Annotated in this window: 21 protein-coding genes, 1 tRNA gene and 1 riboswitch; of the genes, 9 read left to right on the top strand and 13 right to left on the bottom strand. The window is 71.3% G+C overall.

All coding sequences use genetic code 11. The features are described from left to right. Window positions 1–11: 11 nt before the first annotated feature. Entirely contained in the window at window positions 12–872 is an 861-nt protein-coding gene (locus KUM39_RS17210) for a MurR/RpiR family transcriptional regulator (protein ID WP_217786551.1), read from the bottom strand. A 309-nt stretch (window positions 873–1,181) separates the two neighbouring features. On the opposite strand from KUM39_RS17210, the gene KUM39_RS17205 reads away from it, so the two are divergent. After that, entirely contained in the window at window positions 1,182–1,604 is a 423-nt protein-coding gene (locus KUM39_RS17205) for a hypothetical protein (protein WP_217786550.1), read from the top strand. Between the two features lie 370 nt (window positions 1,605–1,974). Here the strand turns inward: KUM39_RS17205 and KUM39_RS17200 are convergent, their stop codons facing one another. Beyond that, window positions 1,975–3,366 carry a cystathionine beta-synthase gene (locus KUM39_RS17200; RefSeq protein ID WP_217786549.1) on the bottom strand — a complete coding sequence of 464 codons (1,392 nt, stop codon included), beginning with the start codon at window positions 3,364–3,366 and terminating at the stop codon, window positions 1,975–1,977. A 158-nt stretch (window positions 3,367–3,524) separates the two neighbouring features. Between KUM39_RS17200 and KUM39_RS17195 the strand changes: the two genes are divergently transcribed. The 3 genes from KUM39_RS17195 to KUM39_RS17185 all read left to right on the top strand — a co-directional run bounded on the left by KUM39_RS17195 (window position 3,525) and on the right by KUM39_RS17185 (window position 7,011). After that, window positions 3,525–4,544, top strand: coding sequence for an SGNH/GDSL hydrolase family protein (locus KUM39_RS17195; RefSeq protein ID WP_217786548.1), 1,020 nt, complete (start codon window positions 3,525–3,527; stop codon window positions 4,542–4,544). 151 nt (window positions 4,545–4,695) lie between these two features. Further along, a complete protein-coding gene (locus KUM39_RS17190; RefSeq protein WP_217786547.1) occupies window positions 4,696–5,916 on the top strand; it encodes an acetyl-CoA C-acetyltransferase in 1,221 nt (406 codons plus the stop codon). A 291-nt stretch (window positions 5,917–6,207) separates the two neighbouring features. Next, the gene (locus KUM39_RS17185) at window positions 6,208–7,011 is read left to right on the top strand and encodes a hypothetical protein (protein ID WP_217786546.1); all 804 of its coding nucleotides are present in this window, start codon (window positions 6,208–6,210) and stop codon (window positions 7,009–7,011) included. Window positions 7,012–7,063: 52 nt separating this feature from the next. Here KUM39_RS17185 and KUM39_RS17180 read toward each other — a convergent pair whose 3' ends face one another. Continuing rightward, a complete protein-coding gene (locus KUM39_RS17180; protein ID WP_217786545.1) occupies window positions 7,064–7,375 on the bottom strand; it encodes a hypothetical protein in 312 nt (103 codons plus the stop codon). A gap of 99 nt (window positions 7,376–7,474) precedes the next feature. On the opposite strand from KUM39_RS17180, the gene KUM39_RS17175 reads away from it, so the two are divergent. Further along, on the top strand, window positions 7,475–7,705 hold the full coding sequence (locus KUM39_RS17175) for a DUF4287 domain-containing protein (protein ID WP_217786544.1): 231 nt from the start codon (window positions 7,475–7,477) through the stop codon (window positions 7,703–7,705). A 71-nt stretch (window positions 7,706–7,776) separates the two neighbouring features. On the opposite strand, the gene KUM39_RS17170 is transcribed toward KUM39_RS17175, so the two are convergent. Both KUM39_RS17170 and KUM39_RS17165 read right to left on the bottom strand, forming a co-directional pair. After that, window positions 7,777–8,640 (bottom strand): Bax inhibitor-1/YccA family protein, encoded by an 864-nt coding sequence (locus KUM39_RS17170; RefSeq protein ID WP_217786543.1) that lies wholly within the window; start codon window positions 8,638–8,640, stop codon window positions 7,777–7,779. Window positions 8,641–8,917: 277 nt separating this feature from the next. After that, window positions 8,918–9,001 (bottom strand) — tRNA-Leu (locus KUM39_RS17165). 399 nt (window positions 9,002–9,400) lie between these two features. On the opposite strand from KUM39_RS17165, the gene KUM39_RS17160 reads away from it, so the two are divergent. Together KUM39_RS17160 and KUM39_RS17155 are read left to right on the top strand one after the other, a co-directional pair. Further along, a complete protein-coding gene (locus KUM39_RS17160; protein ID WP_217786542.1) occupies window positions 9,401–10,171 on the top strand; it encodes an ABC transporter ATP-binding protein in 771 nt (256 codons plus the stop codon). Next, entirely contained in the window at window positions 10,171–12,699 is a 2,529-nt protein-coding gene (locus tag KUM39_RS17155; protein WP_217786541.1) for an ABC transporter permease, read from the top strand. The genes KUM39_RS17160 and KUM39_RS17155 overlap by 1 nt, the downstream gene beginning before the upstream one ends. 82 nt (window positions 12,700–12,781) lie before the next feature. On the opposite strand, the gene KUM39_RS17150 is transcribed toward KUM39_RS17155, so the two are convergent. Both KUM39_RS17150 and KUM39_RS17145 read right to left on the bottom strand, forming a co-directional pair. Beyond that, a complete protein-coding gene (locus KUM39_RS17150; protein ID WP_217786540.1) occupies window positions 12,782–14,074 on the bottom strand; it encodes an SAM-dependent methyltransferase in 1,293 nt (430 codons plus the stop codon). 360 nt (window positions 14,075–14,434) lie between these two features. Continuing rightward, on the bottom strand, window positions 14,435–15,811 hold the full coding sequence (locus KUM39_RS17145) for an NAD(P)/FAD-dependent oxidoreductase (RefSeq protein WP_217786539.1): 1,377 nt from the start codon (window positions 15,809–15,811) through the stop codon (window positions 14,435–14,437). Between the two features lie 483 nt (window positions 15,812–16,294). Between KUM39_RS17145 and KUM39_RS17140 the strand changes: the two genes are divergently transcribed. Next, on the top strand, window positions 16,295–16,567 hold the full coding sequence (locus tag KUM39_RS17140) for a type II toxin-antitoxin system Phd/YefM family antitoxin (protein ID WP_217786538.1): 273 nt from the start codon (window positions 16,295–16,297) through the stop codon (window positions 16,565–16,567). Then, window positions 16,564–16,833, top strand: coding sequence for a type II toxin-antitoxin system RelE family toxin (locus KUM39_RS17135; RefSeq protein WP_217786537.1), 270 nt, complete (start codon window positions 16,564–16,566; stop codon window positions 16,831–16,833). Before KUM39_RS17140 ends, KUM39_RS17135 begins: the two co-directional genes overlap by 4 nt. Before the next feature lie 45 nt (window positions 16,834–16,878). On the opposite strand, the gene KUM39_RS17130 is transcribed toward KUM39_RS17135, so the two are convergent. The 6 genes from KUM39_RS17130 to KUM39_RS17105 all read right to left on the bottom strand — a co-directional run. Continuing rightward, the gene (locus KUM39_RS17130; protein ID WP_217786536.1) at window positions 16,879–17,820 is read right to left on the bottom strand and encodes a Ppx/GppA phosphatase family protein; all 942 of its coding nucleotides are present in this window, start codon (window positions 17,818–17,820) and stop codon (window positions 16,879–16,881) included. Continuing rightward, on the bottom strand, window positions 17,817–18,404 hold the full coding sequence (locus KUM39_RS17125; protein ID WP_246620290.1) for a DUF501 domain-containing protein: 588 nt from the start codon (window positions 18,402–18,404) through the stop codon (window positions 17,817–17,819). Before KUM39_RS17125 ends, KUM39_RS17130 begins: the two co-directional genes overlap by 4 nt. A 70-nt stretch (window positions 18,405–18,474) precedes the next feature. Further along, a complete protein-coding gene (locus KUM39_RS17120; protein WP_217786535.1) occupies window positions 18,475–18,951 on the bottom strand; it encodes an FtsB family cell division protein in 477 nt (158 codons plus the stop codon). Between the two features lie 135 nt (window positions 18,952–19,086). Further along, the gene (gene eno / locus KUM39_RS17115; RefSeq protein ID WP_217786603.1) at window positions 19,087–20,367 is read right to left on the bottom strand and encodes a phosphopyruvate hydratase; all 1,281 of its coding nucleotides are present in this window, start codon (window positions 20,365–20,367) and stop codon (window positions 19,087–19,089) included. Window positions 20,368–20,768: 401 nt separating this feature from the next. Beyond that, window positions 20,769–21,497 (bottom strand): transglycosylase family protein, encoded by a 729-nt coding sequence (locus tag KUM39_RS17110; protein WP_217786534.1) that lies wholly within the window; start codon window positions 21,495–21,497, stop codon window positions 20,769–20,771. A gap of 4 nt (window positions 21,498–21,501) precedes the next feature. Continuing rightward, window positions 21,502–21,671: riboswitch (cyclic di-AMP (ydaO/yuaA leader) on the bottom strand. Between the two features lie 198 nt (window positions 21,672–21,869). After that, on the bottom strand, window positions 21,870–22,120 hold a 251-nt coding region (locus KUM39_RS17105), incomplete at its 5' end, for a LysM peptidoglycan-binding domain-containing protein (RefSeq protein WP_217786533.1).

The raw sequence follows: 22,120 nt of genomic DNA, 5'->3' as shown, positions 1-22,120 counted from the left end.
CCCTGGTGGGGTCACTCCACGAACAGTCCCCGGGCCGCCGCGCGGGCGTCGAACTCCTCCAACCGGGCCTGCGCGTCCGGAAGATCGTCGCAGAGCGCCTCCAGCAGCACCCGCCCGAGCAGCATCGGCGCGCACGCGGTGTCGAAGGCGAGCCCGGTGCCGACGGCGGCGGGCAGCAGCAGGTCGGAGTAACGGGCGACCGGCGCGAACGCGGAGTCCGCGACGGTGACGACGGTCAGCCCCGCGTCCTTGGCGTAGGCGAGGGTGTCCACCACCTCGCGCGGGTGCCGGGGCAGCGCGAAGCAGAGCAGCGCGGAGGCGCCCGCGCGGACGGCCGCGTCCAGCCGGTCGTGGATCATCGTGCCGCCCTCGTTGAGCAGCCGTACGTCCGGATGCACCTTGGCGGCGAAGTAGGCGAAGCCGTACGCCTGCGAGGCGGCGGCGCGCAGCCCCAGCACCGGCAGCGGCCGGGACCCGGCGAGCACGCGCCCGGCCCGCCGCACCGGGCGCGGGTCCGCGAGCAGGTCGGCGAGGTGCCGCAGATTCTCGATCTCGGCCTCGACGGCCTGCTGGTACTCGTTGTACGAGCCCGCGTCGGCGGCCGGTTCGGCGGGTACGACCTCGCGCAGGTGGCGGCGGAGCGCCGGGTAGCCGTCGAAGCCGAGGGCCACGGCGAACCGGGTCACCGAGGGCTGGCTGACCCCGGCGAGTTCGGCCAGTTCGACGCTGGACAGGAACGGCATGTCGGCGGCGCGGCGGACCATGCTGTGCGCGATGCGCCGCTGGGTCGGTGTCAGCCGGTGCCCCTCGAACAGCGCCTGAAGCCGCGCGGCGGGGCTTTCCGCCGACGCTGTACTCGGGTCCATGCTCATGACGCCCGCTTCCCCTCCGGTCCCGGCCCGCCGACGGCGGCCCGTGCCACGACTGCCTATTCAGTCATGCAGCACTTTGCATGACCCTATGCAGGCAGGCAAGCGGTTCGGGGGTTCTCCGGTGGATCGGGGGAAGGGCCGAGAGGGTCGTGGGGGCATGGGGCACGTGGGGCGCGTGGGGCGCTTGGGAGGCAGGGGGATCGGGGGCGGGAGCAAGAGGTACGGGGCGGACCGGGTGGGGCGGGTCCCAGGAGAAGAGGGGGGTTGTCCCCAGTGTGCCGGAGGGCCGGAATTCCTAATCTGAATCCCATGAACGCAACCGCACCCGATCCACGGGACACCGATCTCAAGAAGGACCTGGACGCCACTGTGCGGGCGCGCCGGGATCTGGGCGACGAGTACGAATCGGCGCTGGTCGAATCCTTCCTGGAGAAGGTGGACCGGCGCATCGACGAGGCGGTGGACCGCCGGGTGCGGCGACAGCTGGCCGAGCGGCGGATGGAGGACGCGCGGGACGTCCGCCGGGCGCGGGACACCGATTCATGGGCGGAGCGCTTCGGCCTCTCCGTGGTCTCACTCCTGCTGGCGATACCCCTCTCCGCGATCGCCGCCTCGCTGGCGGGCCTGCCCGGCCTGATCACCGCGTGGGTGGGCATCGTCGGCGTGAACATGGCCCAGGCGGCACGCCTCAACCCGGATCTGTTCGCGGGACGGCGCGGCGCGAAGGGGTGAGACGCGAAGGAGCGAGAGAGAAGTGAGGTGCGCGGGGACCGCCGCACCCCCGTTTCCGGGGGGCGGGACGACGGCGGTCCCCGCGAGGGACGCGTGCCGGGTCAGGCCGGGCGTGCGCGTCCTGGGCGTTTCAGGAGGTCCGGGAGCCGCTCCGGAAGTTCCTTGACGCCGTACGGCGCCGGCTCGGACGGGGAGCCGCTCCCGCCCTGCCGACACCCCCTAATCTGCCGAACCCGTGTTAAGCCCGTGCTGCGTACACGTGACACGTGCGTAGCACTTCACCACCAACGAGCCCAACCCACTCAGGGTGGGTGCCGGGGCCCGGAGAAGGCGACGGCGCCGACTCAGCCGAGTGCCGCCGCGACCTCACCTACTTACCGCTCTCCTTGGCGAGGAACGCCAGCAGATCCTGCCGACTGACAACCCCGGTCGGCTTCCCTTCGACCAGCACGATGGCCGCATCCGCCCGCCCCAGCACGGCCATGAGATCCGCGACCGGCTCCCCCGACCCCACCTGGGGCAGCGGCGACGACACGTGCTTCTCCAGCGGATCACCCAGCGAGGCCCGCTGGGAGAACAGCGCGTCGAGAAGCTCCCGCTCCACGACCGACCCGACGACCTCGGCGGCCATCACATCGGGATGTCCGGCCCCCGGCTTGACGACCGGCATCTGCGAGACCCCGTACTCCCGCAGCACCTCGATCGCCTGCCCGACGGTCTCCTCGGGGTGCATGTGCACCAGCGAGGGAATGGTCCCGTCCGCCTTGTAGCTGAGCACGTCCCCGACCCGGGCACTGGAGCCCCCGTCGTCGAGGAACCCGTAGTCCGCCATCCACTCGTCGTTGAAGATCTTCGAGAGGTAACCGCGCCCGCTGTCCGGCAGCAGAACGACGACGACGTCGTCCTCTTCGAGCCGCTCGGCGACCCGCAGCGCCGCGACGACGGCCATGCCGCAGGACCCGCCGACGAGCAGCCCCTCCTCCTTGGCGAGCCGCCGGGTCATCTGGAACGCGTCCTTGTCGGACACGGCGACGATCCCGTCGGCGACGGTCCGGTCGTAGGCGGTCGGCCAGAAGTCCTCACCGACGCCCTCGATGAGGTACGGCCGCCCGGAGCCGCCGGAGTACACGGACCCCTCGGGGTCGGCGCCGATGACCTGGACCCTGCCGTCGCTGGCGTCCTTCAGATAGCGGCCGGTGCCGGAGATGGTGCCGCCGGTGCCGACGCCCGCCACGAAGTGGGTGATCCGCCCCTCGGTCTGCTCCCACAGCTCGGGGCCGGTCGAGTGGTAGTGCGAGAGGGGGTTGTTGGGGTTGCTGTACTGGTCCGGCTTCCAGGCACCCGGCGTCTCACGGACCAGCCGGTCGGAGACGTTGTAGTACGAGTCGGGGTGCTCGGGGTCCACGGCGGTGGGGCACACCACGACCTCGGCGCCGTACGCCCGCAGCACGTTGATCTTGTCGGTGCTCACCTTGTCGGGGCACACGAAGATGCACTTGTAGCCCTTCTGCTGGGCCACGATCGCCAGACCCACACCGGTGTTGCCGCTGGTCGGCTCGACGATGGTGCCGCCCGGCTTCAGCTCGCCGCTCTGCTCGGCGGCCTCGATCATGCGCAGGGCGATGCGGTCCTTCACGGAACCGCCGGGGTTGAAGTACTCGACCTTGGCCAGGACGGTCGCCTTGATGCCCTGGGTCACGTTGTTGAGCCGCACCAGCGGGGTGTTGCCGACGAGGCTGATCATCGAATCGTGGAATTGCACCGTTGTCTCCGGTTGCTTGCACAGCGGTCGTAGTGATTCCGCCAGCCTAGGGCCTGTCGCGGGGCCTCCCGCAGGTTGTTCACTCCCCGTCGAGATTGACGCACGGCCTGTACGGGGCAAGGAGTGGGTGTACGGCTACGAGGAGGTGGCGGCGACGCATGACGAGCATGTCGAGGGCACGGGTGGCCCGACGCATCGCGGCCGGTGCCGCGTACGGCGGCGGCGGGGTCGGCCTGGTCGGAGCGGCGGCGGTGGGTGTGCTGCTGGCGGAGATGCGGCTGGCCAGGCGCCATGTGGGCAACGGGGGCGCGGACCGCGTCCCGGTGGCCGAGGGGATCTACGGGCACGTGTACGACGCCCCCGGTGAGCCACCGCTGCGGCTGGCGATGCTGGGCGACTCCACGGCGGCCGGTCAGGGGGTGCACCGCGCGGGCCAGACACCGGGCGCGCTGCTCGCCTCGGGACTCGCTGCGGTGGCCGAACGGCCGGTGCGACTGCGGAACGTGGCGCTGCCCGGCGCCCAGTCCGACGACCTGGACCGGCAGGTGGCCGAGGTGCTGTCGGCGCCGGAGGCGTTCCCGGACGTCTGCGTGATCATGATCGGCGCGAACGACGTGACCAACCGGATGCCCCCGACCCGTTCGGTCCGGCACCTGTCGGCAGCGGTACGGCGGCTGCGCACCGCCGGTGCCGAGGTGGTCGTCGGCACCTGTCCCGACCTGGGCACCATCGAACCGGTCCAGCAGCCCCTGCGCTGGCTGGCCCGGCGCACCTCACGGCAGCTGGCGGCGGCGCAGACCATCGGCGTGGTCGAGCAGGGCGGGCGCACGGTGTCCCTGGGCGATCTGCTCGGCCCGGAGTTCGAGGCCAACCCGCGCGAACTGTTCGGCCCGGACAACTACCACCCCTCGGCCGAGGGGTACGCGACCGCCGCGATGGCCGTCCTGCCCACCATGTGTGCCGCACTCGGCCTCTGGCCCGCCGAGGAGGACCGCCCCGACGCCTCCCGCCGCGAGGGCTTCCTCCCGGTCGCCCGCGCCGCCGCCGAGGCGGCCTCGGAGGCGGGTACGGAGGTGACGGCGGCCATGCCGACCGGTCCGCGCGGCCCCTGGGCCCTGCTGAAGCGGCGCCGCAGGCGGCGGGTACCGGAGCCGGAGGTGGCGACGCGGACACAGTGACGCGGACACAGTGAGGAGAGCCCGCACAAGCCAAGCAAGCGCTTGCACAGATGCGGCACGTGTCACACCGCAGCGCCGATGACCCGAACACCTACGGACGGGTAACTTCCCAACCGGTAGGAAAAAAGCCGCACGCCACACAGGAGCCCCGATGCCCGAAGCCGTCATCGTCTCGACCGCCCGCTCCCCCATCGGCCGCGCCGGCAAGGGTTCCCTCAAGGACCTCCGCCCCGACGACCTCACGGCGACGATCATCCAGGCCGCCCTCGCCAAGATCCCCGAGCTGGACCCGAGGGACATCGACGACCTGATGCTCGGCTGCGGCCTGCCCGGCGGCGAGCAGGGGCACAACCTGGGCCGGATCGTCGCCGTGCAGATGGGCATGGACCACCTGCCGGGCTGCACGGTCACCCGGTACTGCTCGTCCTCGCTCCAGACCTCCCGCATGGCGCTGCACGCGATCAAGGCCGGGGAGGGCGACGTCTTCATCTCGGCCGGTGTCGAGACCGTCTCCCGCTTCGCCAAGGGCAGCTCGGACGGCCTGCCCGACACCCACAACCCTCTCTTCGCCGACGCGGAGGCCCGTACCGCCGCGACCGCGCAGCAGGAGGGCACCACCTGGCACGACCCGCGCGCGGACGGCCTGATCCCGGACGCCTACATCTCGATGGGCCAGACCGCCGAGAACCTGGCCCGCTGGAAGGGCGTCACCCGGCAGGACATGGACGAGTTCGGCGTCCGCTCGCAGAACCTCGCGGAGGAGGCCGTCAAGGCGGGCTTCTGGGAGCGGGAGATCACCCCGGTGACCCTGCCGGACGGCACGGTCGTCAGCGCGGACGACGGCCCCCGCGCGGGCGTCACCCTGGAGGGCGTCCAGGGCCTGAAGCCGGTGTTCCGCCCGGACGGCCTGGTCACGGCGGGCAACTGCTGCCCGCTGAACGACGGCGCCGCCGCCCTCGTGATCATGAGCGACGTGAAGGCGCGCGAGCTGGGCCTGACCCCGCTCGCCCGGATCGTCTCCACCGGTGTCTCCGGTCTCTCCCCGGAGGTCATGGGCCTCGGCCCGGTCGAGGCCAGCCGCCAGGCGCTGAAGCGGGCCGGGCTGACCATCGACGACATCGACCTGGTCGAGATCAACGAGGCGTTCGCCGCCCAGGTGATCCCCTCCTACCGCGAGCTGGGCATCGACCTGGACCGGCTGAACGTCAACGGCGGTGCCATCGCCGTCGGCCACCCCTTCGGCATGACCGGCGCCCGGATCACCGGCACGCTCATCAACTCGCTCCAGTGGCACGACAAGCAGTTCGGCCTGGAGACGATGTGCGTCGGCGGCGGCCAGGGCATGGCGATGGTGATCGAGCGTCTGAGCTGACGTTTCGGCACACCCTCGGTAGCCGTTCGGGCACCGCAGGTCAGAAACGGTCTGGAACCCGTAAAACCCCAGGGTTCTGGGCCGTTTTGTGATCCAATCTCCCCCAGGATGTGACCTATCTCGCCCATAGGACGCATAGGTGCAGGTCACGGCAGGTGAACCGGGTCAGGACGGAAGGGTTCCGCCCAACATCCTGTCCGTTTCGTGACGTTACGCACTGACAGTTGTCCGGTCCGCCCCGCAAGCTGATGTAGGAAGTCGGGGGACGCCTTTGAACCTGGGAGTACGTCAGTGAGCGCCATGCCGATCGCCCTGCTGCTCACCACGGCCGCCACCGGCGCCGTGGGCGTCGCCGTTCTGCGCACCGTCGTGAAACTGCGCCGACAGCTCACGGAGCTGCAGGCGCAGCTCGCGGTGAACCACGTGCCCGCGGCGGGCACGCTGCTGCCCGCGGCCCGCACCGCCGCCGACACCGAGCAGATACGCGCGGCCGTCTCCGCCGCACTCGCCGAGGAGCGGGAGCGGGAGCTGGCCGAGGCCCGCGCGTTCTGGGCCGCGCAGGAGGCGCGCGACGCCACCGACGCCCCCTCGCTGCTGGGCTTCCCCGACACCGATCTCTTCCTCCCCCGGCAGGCCGACTTCACCGGCATCGAGCCGCTGGAGCCGGTGTCCGAGCCGAGCACCGAGGCCGAGGACTTCGCCTCCGGCACCCGTGAGGACTCCCCCGAGCTGGCCGCGGCCCGCCGCCGCCACCCCTCGCACCCCGACTTCGTCCCCGTGCAGTCCCCGGTCTCCGGCGGTCACGAGCGCACGGTGACGACCCTGGAGGAGCTGGCCTCCGGCCGTGTGGAGCTGGCCGACGTACGGCCCGGCCCGCTCGGCACCCTGGACGTGTACGTCTTCGCCGACGGCACCACGCTCTGCATGACGCCGGGTCACAAGGAGACGGCCGAGCGGCTGGCGGCGGCGCTGCGCGAGGGCGAGCGGCCCTACCTGCTGGGCGGCTCCGGCATCTCCGGCGCCTACACGCTGACCTTCGCGTGCGGCGACGACACCCTCTACATCCTGGCGGACCGGGTCATCGCGTCCCTCTGAGGAACGCCCCGGTGAGCTGCCGCGAGGGGGCCGCGCGCCCGAGGGCCGGTGATCACACCCCCGCCCGCCCCCGCGCCTCCTCCACCAGCCGGACCGCCTCCGCGACCTCCCCGTCGCTCTCCAGGACGTGTGCCAGGTCGTGCCCGGCCACGAGCAGTTGGTCGGCGGCGGCGAACATGCCCGCGTCGGGCATCGTCCGGGGTTCGCTCCCCGGCTCCTCCACGCGCTGTGTCCATCCGGCGAGTTCCCGTGCCAGGGCGAGCGCCTCGGCGGCGGCCCCGCGCTGGAGACGGCTCTGCGGGGCGGCCCGCAGCCGGTCGGCGAAATGGTCCAGTGCGCGGGTCAGGGGCGTCGTATCAACCACGGGCCGAGCGTAGCGCCCCGGACTGTTGCCAACGCGCGAAGGCTCAGGCACGGTGACGTGAAGGACCGGCTCACATCCCCTTTGCGTTCGGAGGCGCCGATGTCCCAGCTGTTCTCGGAGGAGACCCACCGCAACCTGCTCGCCCGCATCCCCCAATGCACCGGTCGTGAGGTGTCCGACTGGCTCCGCACCGTCGAGGACGGTCCCGCCCTGTTCCGCTTCGAGGAGAAGGTGAGCTGGCTGCGCAGCGAGTACGACCTCGCCTACGGCCACGCGAAGGCGCTCGTGCACGAGTACGACCTGCGGCGCGCCGCCCGCAACCTGCGCTGACCCGCGGGCGGCGAAACGGCGAAGGGCCCCAGGAGAACCTGGGGCCCTTGCGCGTGCCGTAACGGGGTCGGCTAGTCGTTGCTACTGAAGATGGCGACCAGCCGCAGCATCTCGATGTAGATCCACACCAGGGTCATGGTGAGGCCGAAGGCGGCCAGCCAGGACTCGTTGCGCGGGGCGCCGTAGGCGATGCCGTCCTCGATCTGCTTGAAGTCGAGGGTGAGGAAGAAGGCGCCGAGCACGATGGCGATGATGCCGACGATCGCGCCGAGCGGGCCGAAGCTGCGCAGGCCGCCGTCCGGGGCGACACCGAACACCACGAGCAGCAGATTGACCGCCATCACCGCGATGAACGCCACGGCGATGGCCATGCCGATCCGGGCGTACCGGGCGGTGACCCTGATCCAGCCCGCCTTGTAGATCAGGAGGGTCGCGCCGGAGACCGCGAAGGTGCCGAGCACCGCCTGGAAGGGCGCGCCGCTCCAGCGGGAGTTGAACATCTCGCTGATCACACCGAGGAAGACGCCCTCGAAGACGGCGTACCCGATGATCAGCGCGGGGGACGGGGTGCGCTTGAAGCTCTGGATCATCGCCAGCACGAACGCGACGATGGCGGAGCCGATGGCGAGCCCGTAGCTGGTCGTCGAGACCGGCAGCAGCGCCCAGGCAAGGGCGGCACCGACGACGACCGTGCCGAGCGTGATGCCCGAACGGGTGACGACGTCGTCCATCGTCATCCGGTCGGTGGTCGCGGGCGCCTGCGGCGGCGCACCCTGCTGCACGCCCTGCTGGGCGTAGGGGTTGCCCGCGTACGGGTTCTGCGCGTAGGGGTTGCCGCTCGGCGCGGACCCGGCCTGCGGTGCGGTGCCGAAGCCGGCGTAGCCGTTGTCGCGGCTGAAGCCCCGCCGCGAGAAGACCGGGTTACTGCTCCTCATTTCACTCCTCCATGCCCACCCTGCGTGGCCTTGCCCCAAGAGTAATGGATTGGCAAAAGCCCGGCTGTACTACCTGAGAAGGATCTTCCCTCCCCCCACCTCGGAACACCTTCACGAACCCCACCATTCCCCTGAGACGAGCACCTGGGGGATGTGGTCGCGCGGGCGGCGGAAGCGGGGGACGGCCGACGTGCCCCGGGCGGAGGGAGGGCACCGGCGGGACATGGCGGGAGAAAGCGCGCGGCGACATCGTGAACAACCGCAAACTCAAGGAAAGTGCCCGGAACCGGACTTGAACCGGTACGCCCGCTGAGGGGCAGCGAGGTTTAAGCTCGCCGTGTCTGCATTCCACCATCCGGGCAGGCCAAGAGCGCCGCTTCGAGCGGTCCGCAGCCTATCGGGGGACGTCCCCCGAACAGCGGACGGGACAGCCCGATGTTGTCTTATTTTATTGATGTCTGAGGGTGCATCAGACCGTGGAACGCGCCATCCGCACTTGCCAATAGCGTGACGCGGGCCGGGTGGCCGCGAAGGCGGAATGACGGAATTTCACCTACCGAACGAGGGCGCTCCACCCGTTCTGTACGACCGGAACCGCCCCTGGCCTCGGGGTCCGCCGTCCTCCCCAGGTATGAGGGCCCGCGCCCGGTGTCCGACCGAGGTCGCCCCCACAACCGGAACAGCGGCTGATTCCGGCGGCCCGCGCCGACGGGACGATGGACGTGTCCCCCGCATCCAGCGCCGACAGGAGCACCCTCCCGTGACCACCACCCCCGCCCCCGGCCGCGCCACCGCCGTGGCCGCCCGCGCGAGCGAGCTGTCGAAGATCTACGGACAGGGCGAGACCCGCGTGGTCGCGCTGGACCAGGTCTCCGTCGATTTCCGGCAGGCCGAGTTCACCGCGATCATGGGCCCCTCCGGCTCCGGCAAGTCCACGCTGATGCACTGCGTCGCGGGCCTGGACACCTTCTCCTCCGGCTCCGTGCGGATCGGGGACACCGAACTCGGCTCGCTGAAGGACAAGCAGCTCACCCGGCTCCGCCGGGACAAGATCGGCTTCATCTTCCAGGCGTTCAACCTGCTGCCCACGCTGACCGCGCTGGAGAACATCACCCTCCCGATGGACATCGCCGGACGCAAACCGGACAAGGCGTGGCTGGAGCAGGTGATCGGCATGGTCGGGCTCTCCGGACGGCTGAGCCACCGCCCCGCCCAGCTCTCCGGCGGCCAGCAGCAGCGCGTCGCCGTGGCCCGCGCGCTGGCCTCCCGGCCCGAGATCGTCTTCGGCGACGAGCCCACCGGAAACCTCGACTCCCGCTCCGGCGCCGAGATCCTCGGCTTCCTCCGCAACTCCGTGCGCGAGCTGGGCCAGACCGTCGTCATGGTCACCCACGACCCCGTCGCCGCCGCCTACGCGGACCGGGTCGTCTTCCTCGCCGACGGCAGGATCGTGGACGAGGTCCTCTCCCCCACCGCCGACTCCGTCCTCGACCTGATGAAGCGGTTCGACGCGAAGGGCCGTACGAGCTGATGTTCCGCACCGCCCTGCGCAACGTACTCGCGCATAAGGCCCGGCTCCTGATGACCGTGCTCGCCGTGATGCTCGGCGTGGCCTTCGTCTCCGGCACCCTGGTCTTCACCGACACCGTCTCCGACGCCTACCAGAACAGCTCCGCCAAGGGCTTCGACGGCGTGGACGTCGCCGTGCGCCCCAGGTTCCAGGACTCCGAGGGCGACCGGGTCGGCAAGCGGGCCGAGCTGACCGAGGCGCTGCGCGAACGCGCCGCGAAGGTCCCCGGCGCCGCCTCCGCCACCGGTGTCGTCACCGGCTTCACCGCCGTGGCCGACAAGAGCGGCAAGCTGCTCGGCAGCGGCTGGCAGTCCCAGGGCGGCAACTACTGGGGCACCCGGGACAGCCGCTACCCCCTGGTCTCCGGGCACGCCCCGCACGGCCCCGGCGAGGTGCTGCTCGACTCCGCGAGCGCCCGCCGCGCCGGATACCGGACCGGCGACACCGTACGGATCTCGGTGGACGGCCCCGTCCTCACCCCGCGCGTCAGCGGCATCTTCACCACCGACGACGGCAATGTCGCCGCGGGCGGCAGCCTCGCCCTGTTCGACACCCCGACCGCCCAGTCCCTGTTCGGCAAGAAGGGCACGTACGACGAGATCGACGTGAAGGCGGCCCCCGGCACCGGCCAGGCCGCCCTGAAGGCCGCGCTGGACGGGGCGCTGCCCGCGAAGGCCGTCAGGACCACCACCGGCACCCGGCTCGCGGAGGACCAGGCCGAGCAGATCTCCGCGTCGATGAGCGGCCTGCGGCAGGGCCTGCTGGTGTTCGCCGGGATCGCGCTGTTCGTCGGCACCTTCATCATCGCCAACACCTTCACCATGCTGGTCGCCCAGCGGACCCGTGAACTCGCCCTGCTGCGCGCCGTCGGCGCCTCCCGCCGCCAGGTCACCCGCTCGGTGCTGGTCGAGGCGCTGCTGGTCGGCGCGGTCGCCGGGGTCACCGGCCTGGTCGCGGGCATCGGCATCGGCGCCGGACTGCGCGGCCTGCTCGACGCGTTCGGCGTGACCCTGCCCGACGGTCCGCTGGTCGTCGCGCCCGCCACGGTGGCCGCGGCGCTCGGGGTCGGTGTCGTCGTCACCGCGCTCGCCGCCTGGCTGCCCGGCCGCCGCGCCGCGAAGATCCCGCCGGTGGCCGCCATGAGCAGCGTGCACGCCAAGGCGACCGCCAAGTCCCTGGTGCTGCGCAACACCCTCGGCGCGCTGCTCTCCGCCGCCGGTGCCGCCGCGATCCTCACGGCCACCACCATGAAGACCGACATCGGCCAGGTCGTCATGGGGCTCGGCGCGGTCCTGCTGATCACCGGCGTGTTCGTGCTGACCCCACTGCTGTCCCGGCCACTGATCGCCGCCGCCGCGCCCCTGCTGCGCCTGTTCGGCGTCTCGGGCCGCCTCGCCCGCCAGAACTCGGTCCGCAACCCGCGCCGTACGGCCGCCACCGCGTCCGCGCTGATGATCGGACTGACGCTGATCACCGGTATGACGGTGATGGCGGGCAGCCTCCAGCACGCGATCGACCGGATGGCCAGTTCCGCGATCCGCGCCGACTACGTCGTCTCCATGACGACACACGGTCCGCTCTCCCCGGACGTGGAGCGCCGGCTCGCCGCCGACCCGGACGTCACCGCCAGCAGCCCGCTGCGCGACGCGCCCTCCCGCATCGACGGCCGCACCGAGTTCCTGACCGGCGTCAACGGCCGCACCATCGGCGGGCTGACCGACCTGAAGACCGACGACGGGTCCTTCCGGGTCGGCGGTGACCGCGTCGTCGTGGACCAGGACACCGCCAAGGCCCACCACTGGCGCGCCGGATCGGAACTCACCGCGTACTTCGAGGACGGCAAGGCCGTACGCCTCACCGTCTCCGGGGTCTACACCGGCAACGCGATGATCCGGGGCATCATGCTGGACAACGCCACGCTCTCCCGGCACCAGGCCGACCCCAGCGACATGCAGATCATGGTGAAGACCGCCGGTGGCACCTCGGAGGCCGCCAAGGATCGGCTGGTCAAGGCCCTCGGCTCCAACCCCGCCCTCCAGGTCCAGGACCGGAAGGACATCTCCGACGGCATCGCGTCCGCCTTCACCCTGATCCTGAACATGGTCTACGGCCTGCTCGGCATGGCGGTGATCGTCGCCGTCCTCGGGGTCGTCAACACCCTCGCCATGTCGGTGTTCGAGCGCGCCCAGGAGATCGGGATGCTCCGGGCCATCGGCCTGGACCGCCGGGCGGTCAAGCGGATGGTACGACTGGAGTCCCTGGTCATCTCCCTGTTCGGCGGGGTGCTCGGCATCGGGCTCGGCGTGTTCTTCGGCTGGGCGGTCGGACGGCTGCTGGGCACACGGATGCCGACGTACGAACTCGTCCTGCCGTGGGACCGGATGGCACTGTTCCTGGTGCTCGCGGGGGTCGTCGGCATCCTGGCCGCGCTGTGGCCCGCGCGGCGGGCGGCCCGGCTGAACATGCTGGGCGCCATCAAGGCGGAGTAGCTCCGCGGGTTCGCCGGTGGGACACGAGGTCCCGCTCCCCCCTCGCCGGGGGGAGCGGGACCTCGCCGTTGGTGCGGTCCGGTCAGGCGCCGGTCCAGGTGCGGGTGCGCAGCGGCAGGCCCGACGCTCCCTGGTCCGGGGTGCGGACCGCCAGGACCTGGTTGACGCCGATGCGGTTGTGCTCGAAGGCCAGCGCGGAGGCCGCCATGTAGAGCCGCCACACGCGCGCCCGGCCGGGGCTGGTCAGCCGGGTCGCCCGCGTCCAGTCCGACTCCAGGTTGGCGACCCACTCGCGCAGCGTCAGGGCGTAGTGCTCGCGGATCGACTCCACGTCCCGTACCTCGAAGCCCGCCCGCTCCAGCTGGGTGACCGTCGTGCCGACCGGGGCCAGTTCGCCGTCCGGGAAGACGTAGGAGTCGATGAAGCGGTCCACGTGGTACCCCGACTCGTCGCCCCGCGGGCGGCGCGCGATCTGGTGGTTGAGGAGTCGGCCGCCCGGCTTGAGCAGGGCGTACAGGTCCCTGGCGTACTCCAGGTACCGTTCGGCGCCGACGTGTTCGGCCATGCCGATGGAGGAGATCGCGTCGTACGGGCCGTCGGTGACGTCCCGGTAGTCCTGCACCCTGATCTCCACCCGGTCGGTCAGGCCCGCGTCCGCGACCCGCTTGCGGGCGTACGCGGCCTGCTCCTGGGAGAGGGTGACGCCGACGACGCGTACGCCGTGCTCGCGGGCCGCGTGCAGCGCCATCGAGCCCCAGCCGCAGCCGACGTCCAGCAGGCGCTGTCCCTCCGTCAGGCCGAGCTTGGCGCAGACCAGTTCGAGCTTGTCGCGCTGCGCGGACTCCAGGGTGCCGCCCGGCTGCCAGTACGCGCAGGAGTACACCATCGAGGGGCCGAGGACGATCTCGTAGAAGTCGTTGCCCACGTCGTAGTGGTGGCTGATGGCGCGTCTGTCGGTGCGGCGGGTGTGCAGGTGGCGGGTTCTGCGGATCTCCTCGCGCGGCGGGGGCGGGGGGATCGGGGGACCGGCCAGCCGGAGCAGGTCGCGGGCCGCGGCGCGTACGGCCGGGTCGCGCAGCGCCGTCAGCAGGCCGGGGGCGTCCTCGTCGCGCTCCCAGATCAGCGACGACATGGCGTTCAGGGCGGTGTAGAGGTCGCCCTCGATGTCCAGGTCGCCGGAGACCCAGGCGCGGGCCAGGCCCAGTTCGCCGGGTTTGAACAGCAGGCGGCGCAGAGCGCGGCGGTTGCGTACGACCAGGGCCGGCGCCTCGGGCGGGCCCGCCTCCGAGCCGTCCCAGGCGCGCAGCCGCAAGGGGAGCGGGACTCCCAGCAACTGCTCGGCAAGACTCCTGAGCCGCGACGCGGCGTCGGCCATAGCGCACCTCCGGTAAGGGAAATCGGGCCGCTGGATCGTCTGTCGTCGGACGGGGAAACGAGCGGCACGCGGAGGGCATTCCCGCGCGGGGGCACGGGTTTGTCAGGTTGCCGGAACCGTCACACGGTCGCCTCATCCGCCGTCCGGCGGGTCCGCGTTCCGCGGGGCGGGGTGCCCGCGGCGTGTCCGTCCCCTCGGTGGGGGCCGTAACGCCTGTTCGGGGGGTGGGTCGGTGCCGTGCGCGGCCTCCGCGTCCACCGTGGTTCCGGTACGCCGAAGGGGCCGCCCGCACCACGGATGGCGGGCGGCCCCTTCGGGGTGTGCCTGAGGTCAGGAGGCCTCGGGTCAGGAGGCCTGAGGTCAGGAAGCCTTGGCCTTTTCCTCGGTCTTGGCGGCGACCGGGGCGGGGCGGGCGGCCTCGAAGAACTCCTCGCGGGGGTTCTCCATCGCGCCGAGGGAGACGACCTCGCGCTTGAGGAACATGCCGAGGGTCCAGTCCGCGAAGATGCGGATCTTGCGGTTCCAGGTCGGCATGGCCAGACCGTGGTAGCCGCGGTGCATGTACCAGGCGAGGCGGCCCTTGAGCTTGATCTTCATCTTGCCCATGACGATCATCGCCACGCCCTTGTGCAGGCCGAGACCGGCGACCGCACCCTTGTTGGCGTGCTCGTACTCCTTCTGCGGGAAGCCCCGCATGCCGGAGACCACGTTGTCGCCGAGGGCCTTGGCCTGGCGCAGCGCGTGCTGGGCGTTCGGCGGGCACCAGGCGTTCTCGTTGCCCGCCTTGCGGCCGACGAGGTCCGGGACCTGGGCGTTGTCACCGGCGGCCCAGATGTAGTCGGTGCCCTTGACCTGGAGCGTCGGTTCGCAGTCCACGTGACCGCGCGGGCCGAGGGGGAGGCCGAAGCGGGAGAGCGCCGGGTTCGGCTTGACGCCCGCCGTCCAGACGATGGTGTTGGAATCGACCTCAAGGCCGTTCTTCAGCACGACGTGGCCGTCCACGCAGGAGTCCATCGAGGTGGAGAGGTAGATCTCCACACCGCGGCTCTCCAGGTGCTCCTTGCCGTACTGGCCGAGCTTGGGGCCGACCTCGGGGAGGATCTTGTCGGCGGCGTCCACCAGCACGAAGCGCATGTCCTCGCGGGAGACGTTGCGGTAGTACGAGGCGGCGTCGCGGGCCATGTCCTCGACCTCGCCGATGGTCTCGGCACCGGCGAAACCGCCGCCGATGAAGACGAAGGTGAGCGCCCGGCGGCGGATCTCCTCGTCGGTCGTGGAGTCGGCCTTGTCCAGCTGCTCCAGCACGTGGTTGCGCAGGCCGATGGACTCCTCGATGCCCTTCATGCCGATGCCCTGCTCGGCGAGGCCGGGGATCGGGAAGGTGCGGGAGACCGCGCCCATCGCGATGACCAGGTAGTCGAACGGCAGCTCGTACGCCTCGCCCACCAGGGGGGCGATCGTGGCGACCTTGCGGTCCTGGTCGATGGTGGTGACCCGGCCGGTGAGGACCTCCGCCTTCGGCAGCACGCGTCGCAGCGGGACGACGACGTGCCGGGGGGAGATGCTGCCGGCGGCGGCTTCGGGGAGGAAGGGCTGGTAGGTCATGTACGACCGGGGATCGACGACCGTGACGGTCGCCTCGCCGTAGCGCATCTTCTTGAGGATGCGCCGAGCTGCGTACAGGCCTACGTACCCACCGCCTACTACGAGGATCCTGGGACGCTCCGTGGTGCTCATGGGATCGAGTATGTACCCGCCCTCAGGGGGGTGCTCGTGCGCCCCTTCACAAGGTTCACCCACCCCTGTGTTATCCTCCGCGCCCCGCTTGGGACGCACCCGGAGGCGTCGGCGGGCCCGGGCCCGGTTCGCCCCGTTGTCAAGGCCGTGTGAGCAGCGACTCTTGCCCTCCGGAGCTCTCTCACCTCCCTCTCACCCACACGTGCCGCGCGCGACGCGGGCTCCTTCACCCCCTGCAACTGAACATGTTCAACCCGTCCAGCACCCCCCGGAAGGGCCAACCGGCCCCTTTTGGCCCTCCCCCTGAGCGGAAATCCTTGTGAAGAACTTCACGATGTTTCCGGGGCGAGGGGCACCCGATGATCGCCCAAGACACCTTTTCCCCGCTCAGACGTTGTGCGGGGCTGCTCAGACGGGGGTGGACGCGTGGGCGCTCACTCCCGAGACCGCTCGCGTGTACACCATCATGCGTACACTTTCTTCATGGCCGACAACATCGTGACCGTGAGGGAAGCCCGCGCGCACCTGGCGGACCACATCAACCACGCCGAGGAGGGCACACCGACGGTGATCACCCGCAACGGCGTGCCCGTGGCGGCCGTGGTGCCCATCGCGGACTTCTACGCGCTGGAGGAAGCAGCCGACGTGTTGCTGGCGCGCGAGGCGGAGGCCGTTCTGGCCGAGGACGGCCCGACGGTGTCCATGTCCGAGCTGCTGGCGGATCTGTTCGCCGATCACGCCGACGACGCGGCATGAAGTACGCGTTCCGGTTCACCGCGGCGGCACAGCGGCAACTCCGGGCCATCGACCGGCCCACCGCCATGCGCATCCTGACCGCGCTGACCGCGCTCGGCGATGATCCGTACCGTGAGGACGCCGACATCAAGAAGCTCACCGGTCCGTCGGGCCTTTTCAGGCTCCGGGTCGGCAGCTACCGGGTCGCCTATCGGGTCGAGGACGGCGAGCTCGTCGTCCTCGTCGTCAAGATCGGCGACCGGCGCGACGTCCACCGCACCATCTGAGAGCGGACGTCCCGGAGCCCGGAGACTCCGGGGTCGTCCGCGTGGTCAGGTCAGTGACCACGCGATGCCGTCGAGGATGTCGTGTTCGCTGACGACGACCTCCTCGGCGCCGACGCGGGTCATGATCGTCAGGAGGACCAGGGCGCCCGCCGCGATGACGTCCACGCGGCCGGGGTGCATGGAGGGGACGGCGGCGCGCTCGGCGTGGGTGGAGGCCAGCAGGCGCTCGGTGATCGTGCGGACCTGGTCCAGGGTCATCCGGGAGTGGTGGATGCGCGTCGTGTCGTACGCGGGGAGGTCCTGGGCGATGGCGGAGAGGGTGGTGACCGAACCGGCCAGGCCGACCAGGGTGCGGGCCTCCTTGAGGGGGACCGTCCGCTCGGCCAGGTCCAGCGCCGCCTCGATGTCCGCGCGCATCGCGGCGATCTCGTCCGGGGTCGGCGGGTCGCTGACCACGCCGTCGTGGACGAGGTGGCGTTCCGTCATCCGGACGCAGCCCACGTCCACCGAGCGGGCCGCGCGGACGCCGGTGTCGCCGACGACGAACTCCGTGGAGCCACCGCCGATGTCCACCACGAGGTAGGGGCGGGCCAGGTCGTCGCCGCCGGTGAGTTCCTTCGTGGCGCCGGTGAAGGAGAACTCCGCCTCCTGGTCGCCGCTGATGACCTCGGGCTCGACGCCGAGGATGTCCACCACACCGCGGACGAAGTCGTCGCGGTTGGAGGCGTCGCGGGAGGCGGAGGTGGCGACGAAGCGGACCCGGTCCACCCCGTGCGCCGCGATGACCTCCGCGTACTCCCGGCACGCGGCGAAGGTGCGGTCCAGCGCCTCGGGGGCGAGGCGGCCGGTGCGGTCCACGCCCTGGCCGAGCCGCACGATCGTCATCCGGCGGTCCAGGTCGGTCAGTTCGCCCGTCTCCGGGTCCGCGTCGGCGACCAGCAGGCGGATCGAGTTCGTACCGCAGTCCACGGCGGCCACGCGGGTCACTGGGCGGCCTCCTCGGCACCCCGGGTGGCCCCGGCGGCCCCGGTGTCGTCCGCGGCCTCGGCACACGGGCCGCCCGCCGTGACGCACGGGCCCTTGGCCCACCACTCGGGGAGCATCGCCAGTGCCTCGTCGCCGAGCGGGTTGACGCCCGGTCCGGCGGCCAGCGAGTGGGCGACCAGGACGTGCAGGCACTTGACCCGGTCCGGCATGCCCCCGGCGCTCGGGAAGCCCGCCAGCACCTCGATCTCGTCGCGGCGCCGGATGTAGTCCTCGTGCGCGGCCCGGTAGGCGTCGGCCAGTTCCGGGTCCTCGGCCAGCCGCTGGGTCATCTCCTTCATGACGCCGTTCGCCTCCAGCGTGCCGATCGCGGAGGCCGCGCGCGGGCACGTCAGGTAGTACGTCGTCGGGAAGGGCGTGCCGTCGGGCAGCCGGGGCGCCGTCTCCACGACGTCCGGCCGACCGCAGGGACAGCGGTGGGCGATGGCGCGCAGACCGCGCGGGGGGCGGCCGAGCTGCTGCTGGAAGGCCGCCACGTCGGCGTCGGTGGGCTCGGTGCGCGGGGTGGGCGGCGGAGGCGTTTCCATGACTGCTTTCGGAGTTGCTTTCTGGTCGGTGACGGCCCGGCACCCCCCCGGGGGGGGCGCGGGGCCGGTCTCACTGGTCGGAGGCGTCGGCCTTGTCCACGCCGTCCCAGACGTTCGCGTACCAGGGCCGGTGCGCGGCGCCGAGGTCGGCGCGGGACTGCTTGGCCGCGTCCGGGTCCACGACGATGTATCCGGTCTCGCCGGGCTTCACGTAGTGCAGCCGCCGCCGGATCTGCTGCTCGGCGTAGGCGTCGTCCTGCCAGCGGGCCTTGAGGTCGCGCAGCTGCTCGACGCGGGTGCGGGCCTGCTGCTGCTGGCGCCGCTGGTCCGCGATCTCGGCGCGCTGCGAGACGTACTGCCGCATCGGGTAGGCGAGGGCGACGATCATCGAGCAGAGCACCAGCGCGAGCAGCGCGGCCCGGCCGGTGAGCCGGGAGCGGCGGGCCTGCCGTTTGGTCTGGGAGCGGTAGACCCTGGCCGCGGTCTGCTCGCCGAGCAGCTTGAGCCTGGTCGTGGTGGAGAACCGGTCCCGGTCCTTCACGGCCATGTCCCGCCTCCCCTTCACACGCGTACGTCCCCGCACACGGTACGGGACCGGGTACGGGGACGTACGTACGACTGGCTCAGGACGGGGCGCCGGGTGACCCTGATCGGCTCACCGGGACCCGTTCGTCCGCCTAGCTCAGCCCTTGAAGCGCGGGAAGGCGCTGCGGCCGGCGTAGACGGCGGCGTCGTCGAGGATCTCCTCGATGCGCAGCAGCTGGTTGTACTTGGCGACGCGCTCGGAGCGGGCCGGGGCGCCGGTCTTGATCTGGCCGCAGTTGGTGGCGACGGCGAGGTCCGCGATGGTGACGTCCTCGGTCTCGCCGGAGCGGTGGGACATCATGCACTTGAAGCCGTTGCGCTGGGCCAGCTCGACGGCGTCCAGGGTCTCGGTCAGCGAGCCGATCTGGTTGACCTTGACCAGCAGGGCGTTGGCCGCGCCGTCCTCAATGCCCCGGGCGAGGCGCTCGGGGTTGGTGACGAACAGGTCGTCACCGACGATCTGGACCTTGTCACCGAGCTTCCCGGTGAGGACCTGCCACCCGGCCCAGTCGTCCTCGAACAGCGGGTCCTCGATGGAGACCAGCGGGTAGGCCGCGACCAGCTCCTCGTAGTACTCGGTCATCTCGGCGGCCGAGCGCTCCTTGCCCTCGAACGTGTAGACGCCGTCCTTGTAGAACTCGGAGGCGGCCACGTCGAGCGCGAGGGCGATCTGCTGGCCGGGGGTGTAACCGGCCTCCTTGATCGCTTCGAGGATGAGGTCGAGGGCCTCGCGGTTGGAGCCGAGGTTGGGCGCGAAGCCGCCCTCGTCGCCGAGACCGGTGGCCAGGCCCTTGTTCTTCAGGACCTTCTTCAGCGTGTGGTAGACCTCGGTGCCCCAGCGCAGCGCCTCGGAGAAGGACTCCGCGCCGATCGGCGCGATCATGAACTCCTGGATGTCCACGTTGGAGTCGGCGTGCGAGCCGCCGTTCAGGATGTTCATCATCGGCACCGGGAGCAGGTGCGCGTTCGGGCCGCCCAGGTAGCGGAACAGCGGCAGGTCGGACGCCTCGGAGGCGGCGTGCGCGACGGCGAGGGAGACGCCGAGGATGGCGTTGGCGCCGAGCGAGCCCTTGTTGTCGGTGGCGTCCAGGTCGAACATCGCCTGGTCGATGAGGCGCTGCTCGGTGGCGTCGTAGCCGACCAGCTCCGGGCCGATCTGCTCGATGACGGCGAGGACGGCCTTCTCGACACCCTTGCCCTGGTAGCGGTTCGGGTCACCGTCGCGCAGCTCGATGGCCTCGAAGGCGCCGGTGGAGGCACCGGACGGGACGGCGGCACGGCCGGTGCTGCCGTCGTCGAGGCCGACCTCGACCTCGACCGTGGGGTTGCCTCGTGAGTCGAGGATCTCCCGAGCTACGACGACGTCGATGGACGGCACGAGCATCTCCTTCATGGGATGTGACGCTGGGTGTGCGGGGCTGGGTGCCCTGCGGCTAGAGCCTAGCCGCCCCCGGAGGGTCGGCCCGCGACCGACCGTTCCGTGGACAGGGAGACCGTACCTATTGTTCACCGTCGGAACAAAGGGGTGGGGGGATGAGGCGCGGGCGAAGAACGGGGAAAGCCCGGTGGAACGACCCCGCCCCGGCGCGACGGGGGAATGCGCGCCGGGGCGGGGAGCCCGTGGGGACGGGGGGATGCCGTCGCCCGGCCCACTGGGTGCGGGGGGGGGCGGCCGGGCGGGGCGGTGGTTCTCGGGCGGGGTGGCGGCTCCGGGGCCCTACGGCGATTCGGGCCGTACGGGGCACACGTGCCGCACCGGGCCCACTCGCCGTGCGGGGCCTACTTGAGGTGGAGCTGCTGGCCCGGGTAGATCAGGTCGGCGTGCTGGACGATGTCCTTGTTCAGGTCGAACAGCTTCTGCCAGCCGCCCTTGACGCCGTGCTTGGCCGCGATGGCGCTGAGGGTGTCGCCCTTGACCACCTTGTACTCGCCGTCGCCCTTCTTGACCTTCTGGCCGGTCGGGGTGGTGACGGTCTTGGTGACGGCCGGGCGCTCGGCGGAGCGGTTGGCGGCCTGCGGCGCGGTGGCGCGGTCGCTGGTGCCGGTGGCCGGGGCGGACTTCTGCTCGGCCTTCTGGTCGGTCTTGGGGGCGGCGGAGGTGCTGCCCGAGGACGCGGCCGGGGTGCCGTTGTACGGGGTGCTGGTCAGGCCCGTGCCGCAGACCGGCCAGGCGCCCTTGCCCTGGGCGGCGAGGACCTTCTCGGCTACGGCTATCTGCTGGGACTCGCTGGCCTTGTCGGCGGTGGCCGCGTACTGCGTGCCGCCGTAGGCCGCCCAGGTGGAGGCGGAGAACTGCAGGCCGCCGTAGTAGCCGTTGCCCGTGTTGATGGACCAGTTGCCGCCGGACTCGCACTGGGCGACGGTGTCCCACTGGGAGGTGGTGGCGGCGGAGGCACTGCCGGCCGCCATCAGCGGGGCGGCGACGGCGGCGCCGGCCACTCCGGCGAGCGCGATGGCGCGGGTGGCCCTGGACGTGCGGCGGTGCTTGCCCTTGGCGGTGAACAGCATGGATCGATCCCCTCACCGACGCCTGCGAGGTGAGCTGTCGGGTTCGGGCCGGTTGAGTTGCCCGGCCGTGCCCCTGTCCGGGACACGGCTCCACCCCTAGCCGTCGGCGGCGTCAACTGCCGCCCTACGGCACTTACCTGGGTCCCCCGCTCCTGCCTGCGGCGCATGACGCGACGACTGTTCCCGGGTGGTCGCTGGCAGGATTCGGCGTTGCGACGGCCGGGGCCCGTGGTGACGAGCGGTCATGACCGTAGACAGGTGATCGCGGGATTTTCAAAGACGATCAGGGCTTCTGAGACTCATCCCACACTTTCACCAAAGCGGACATTAGCCACCGAAACGGGGCGTCAACTGGCGTTGGTTTTCGCCCGATTAGCCACCGACTCGGAGGGTCTGACCGGCGGCTATGTGGTTCGGGTCGCCGCCGACCGCCTGCTCGTTGGCCGCGTACAGCGCGTGCCACCCGCCCGCGACACCAAGGGAGTCGGCGATGGAGGCGAGGGTGTCGCCCTCGCGGACCGTGTAGGTCTCCGGCGCGGCGGAGGCGTGGCGACCGGAGACGGCTGCGGTCTGACCGCTCTTGCCGCTCCCCTCGCCCTTCCCGTTCGCCCCGCTCTTCACGG

The sequence above is a fragment of the Streptomyces corallincola genome (genome assembly GCF_019104725.1).
Taxonomy (GTDB): domain Bacteria; phylum Actinomycetota; class Actinomycetes; order Streptomycetales; family Streptomycetaceae; genus Streptomyces; species Streptomyces corallincola.
Note: the sequence above shows the minus strand (reverse complement) of the source record. Positions and strands in the feature narration are given on the sequence as shown.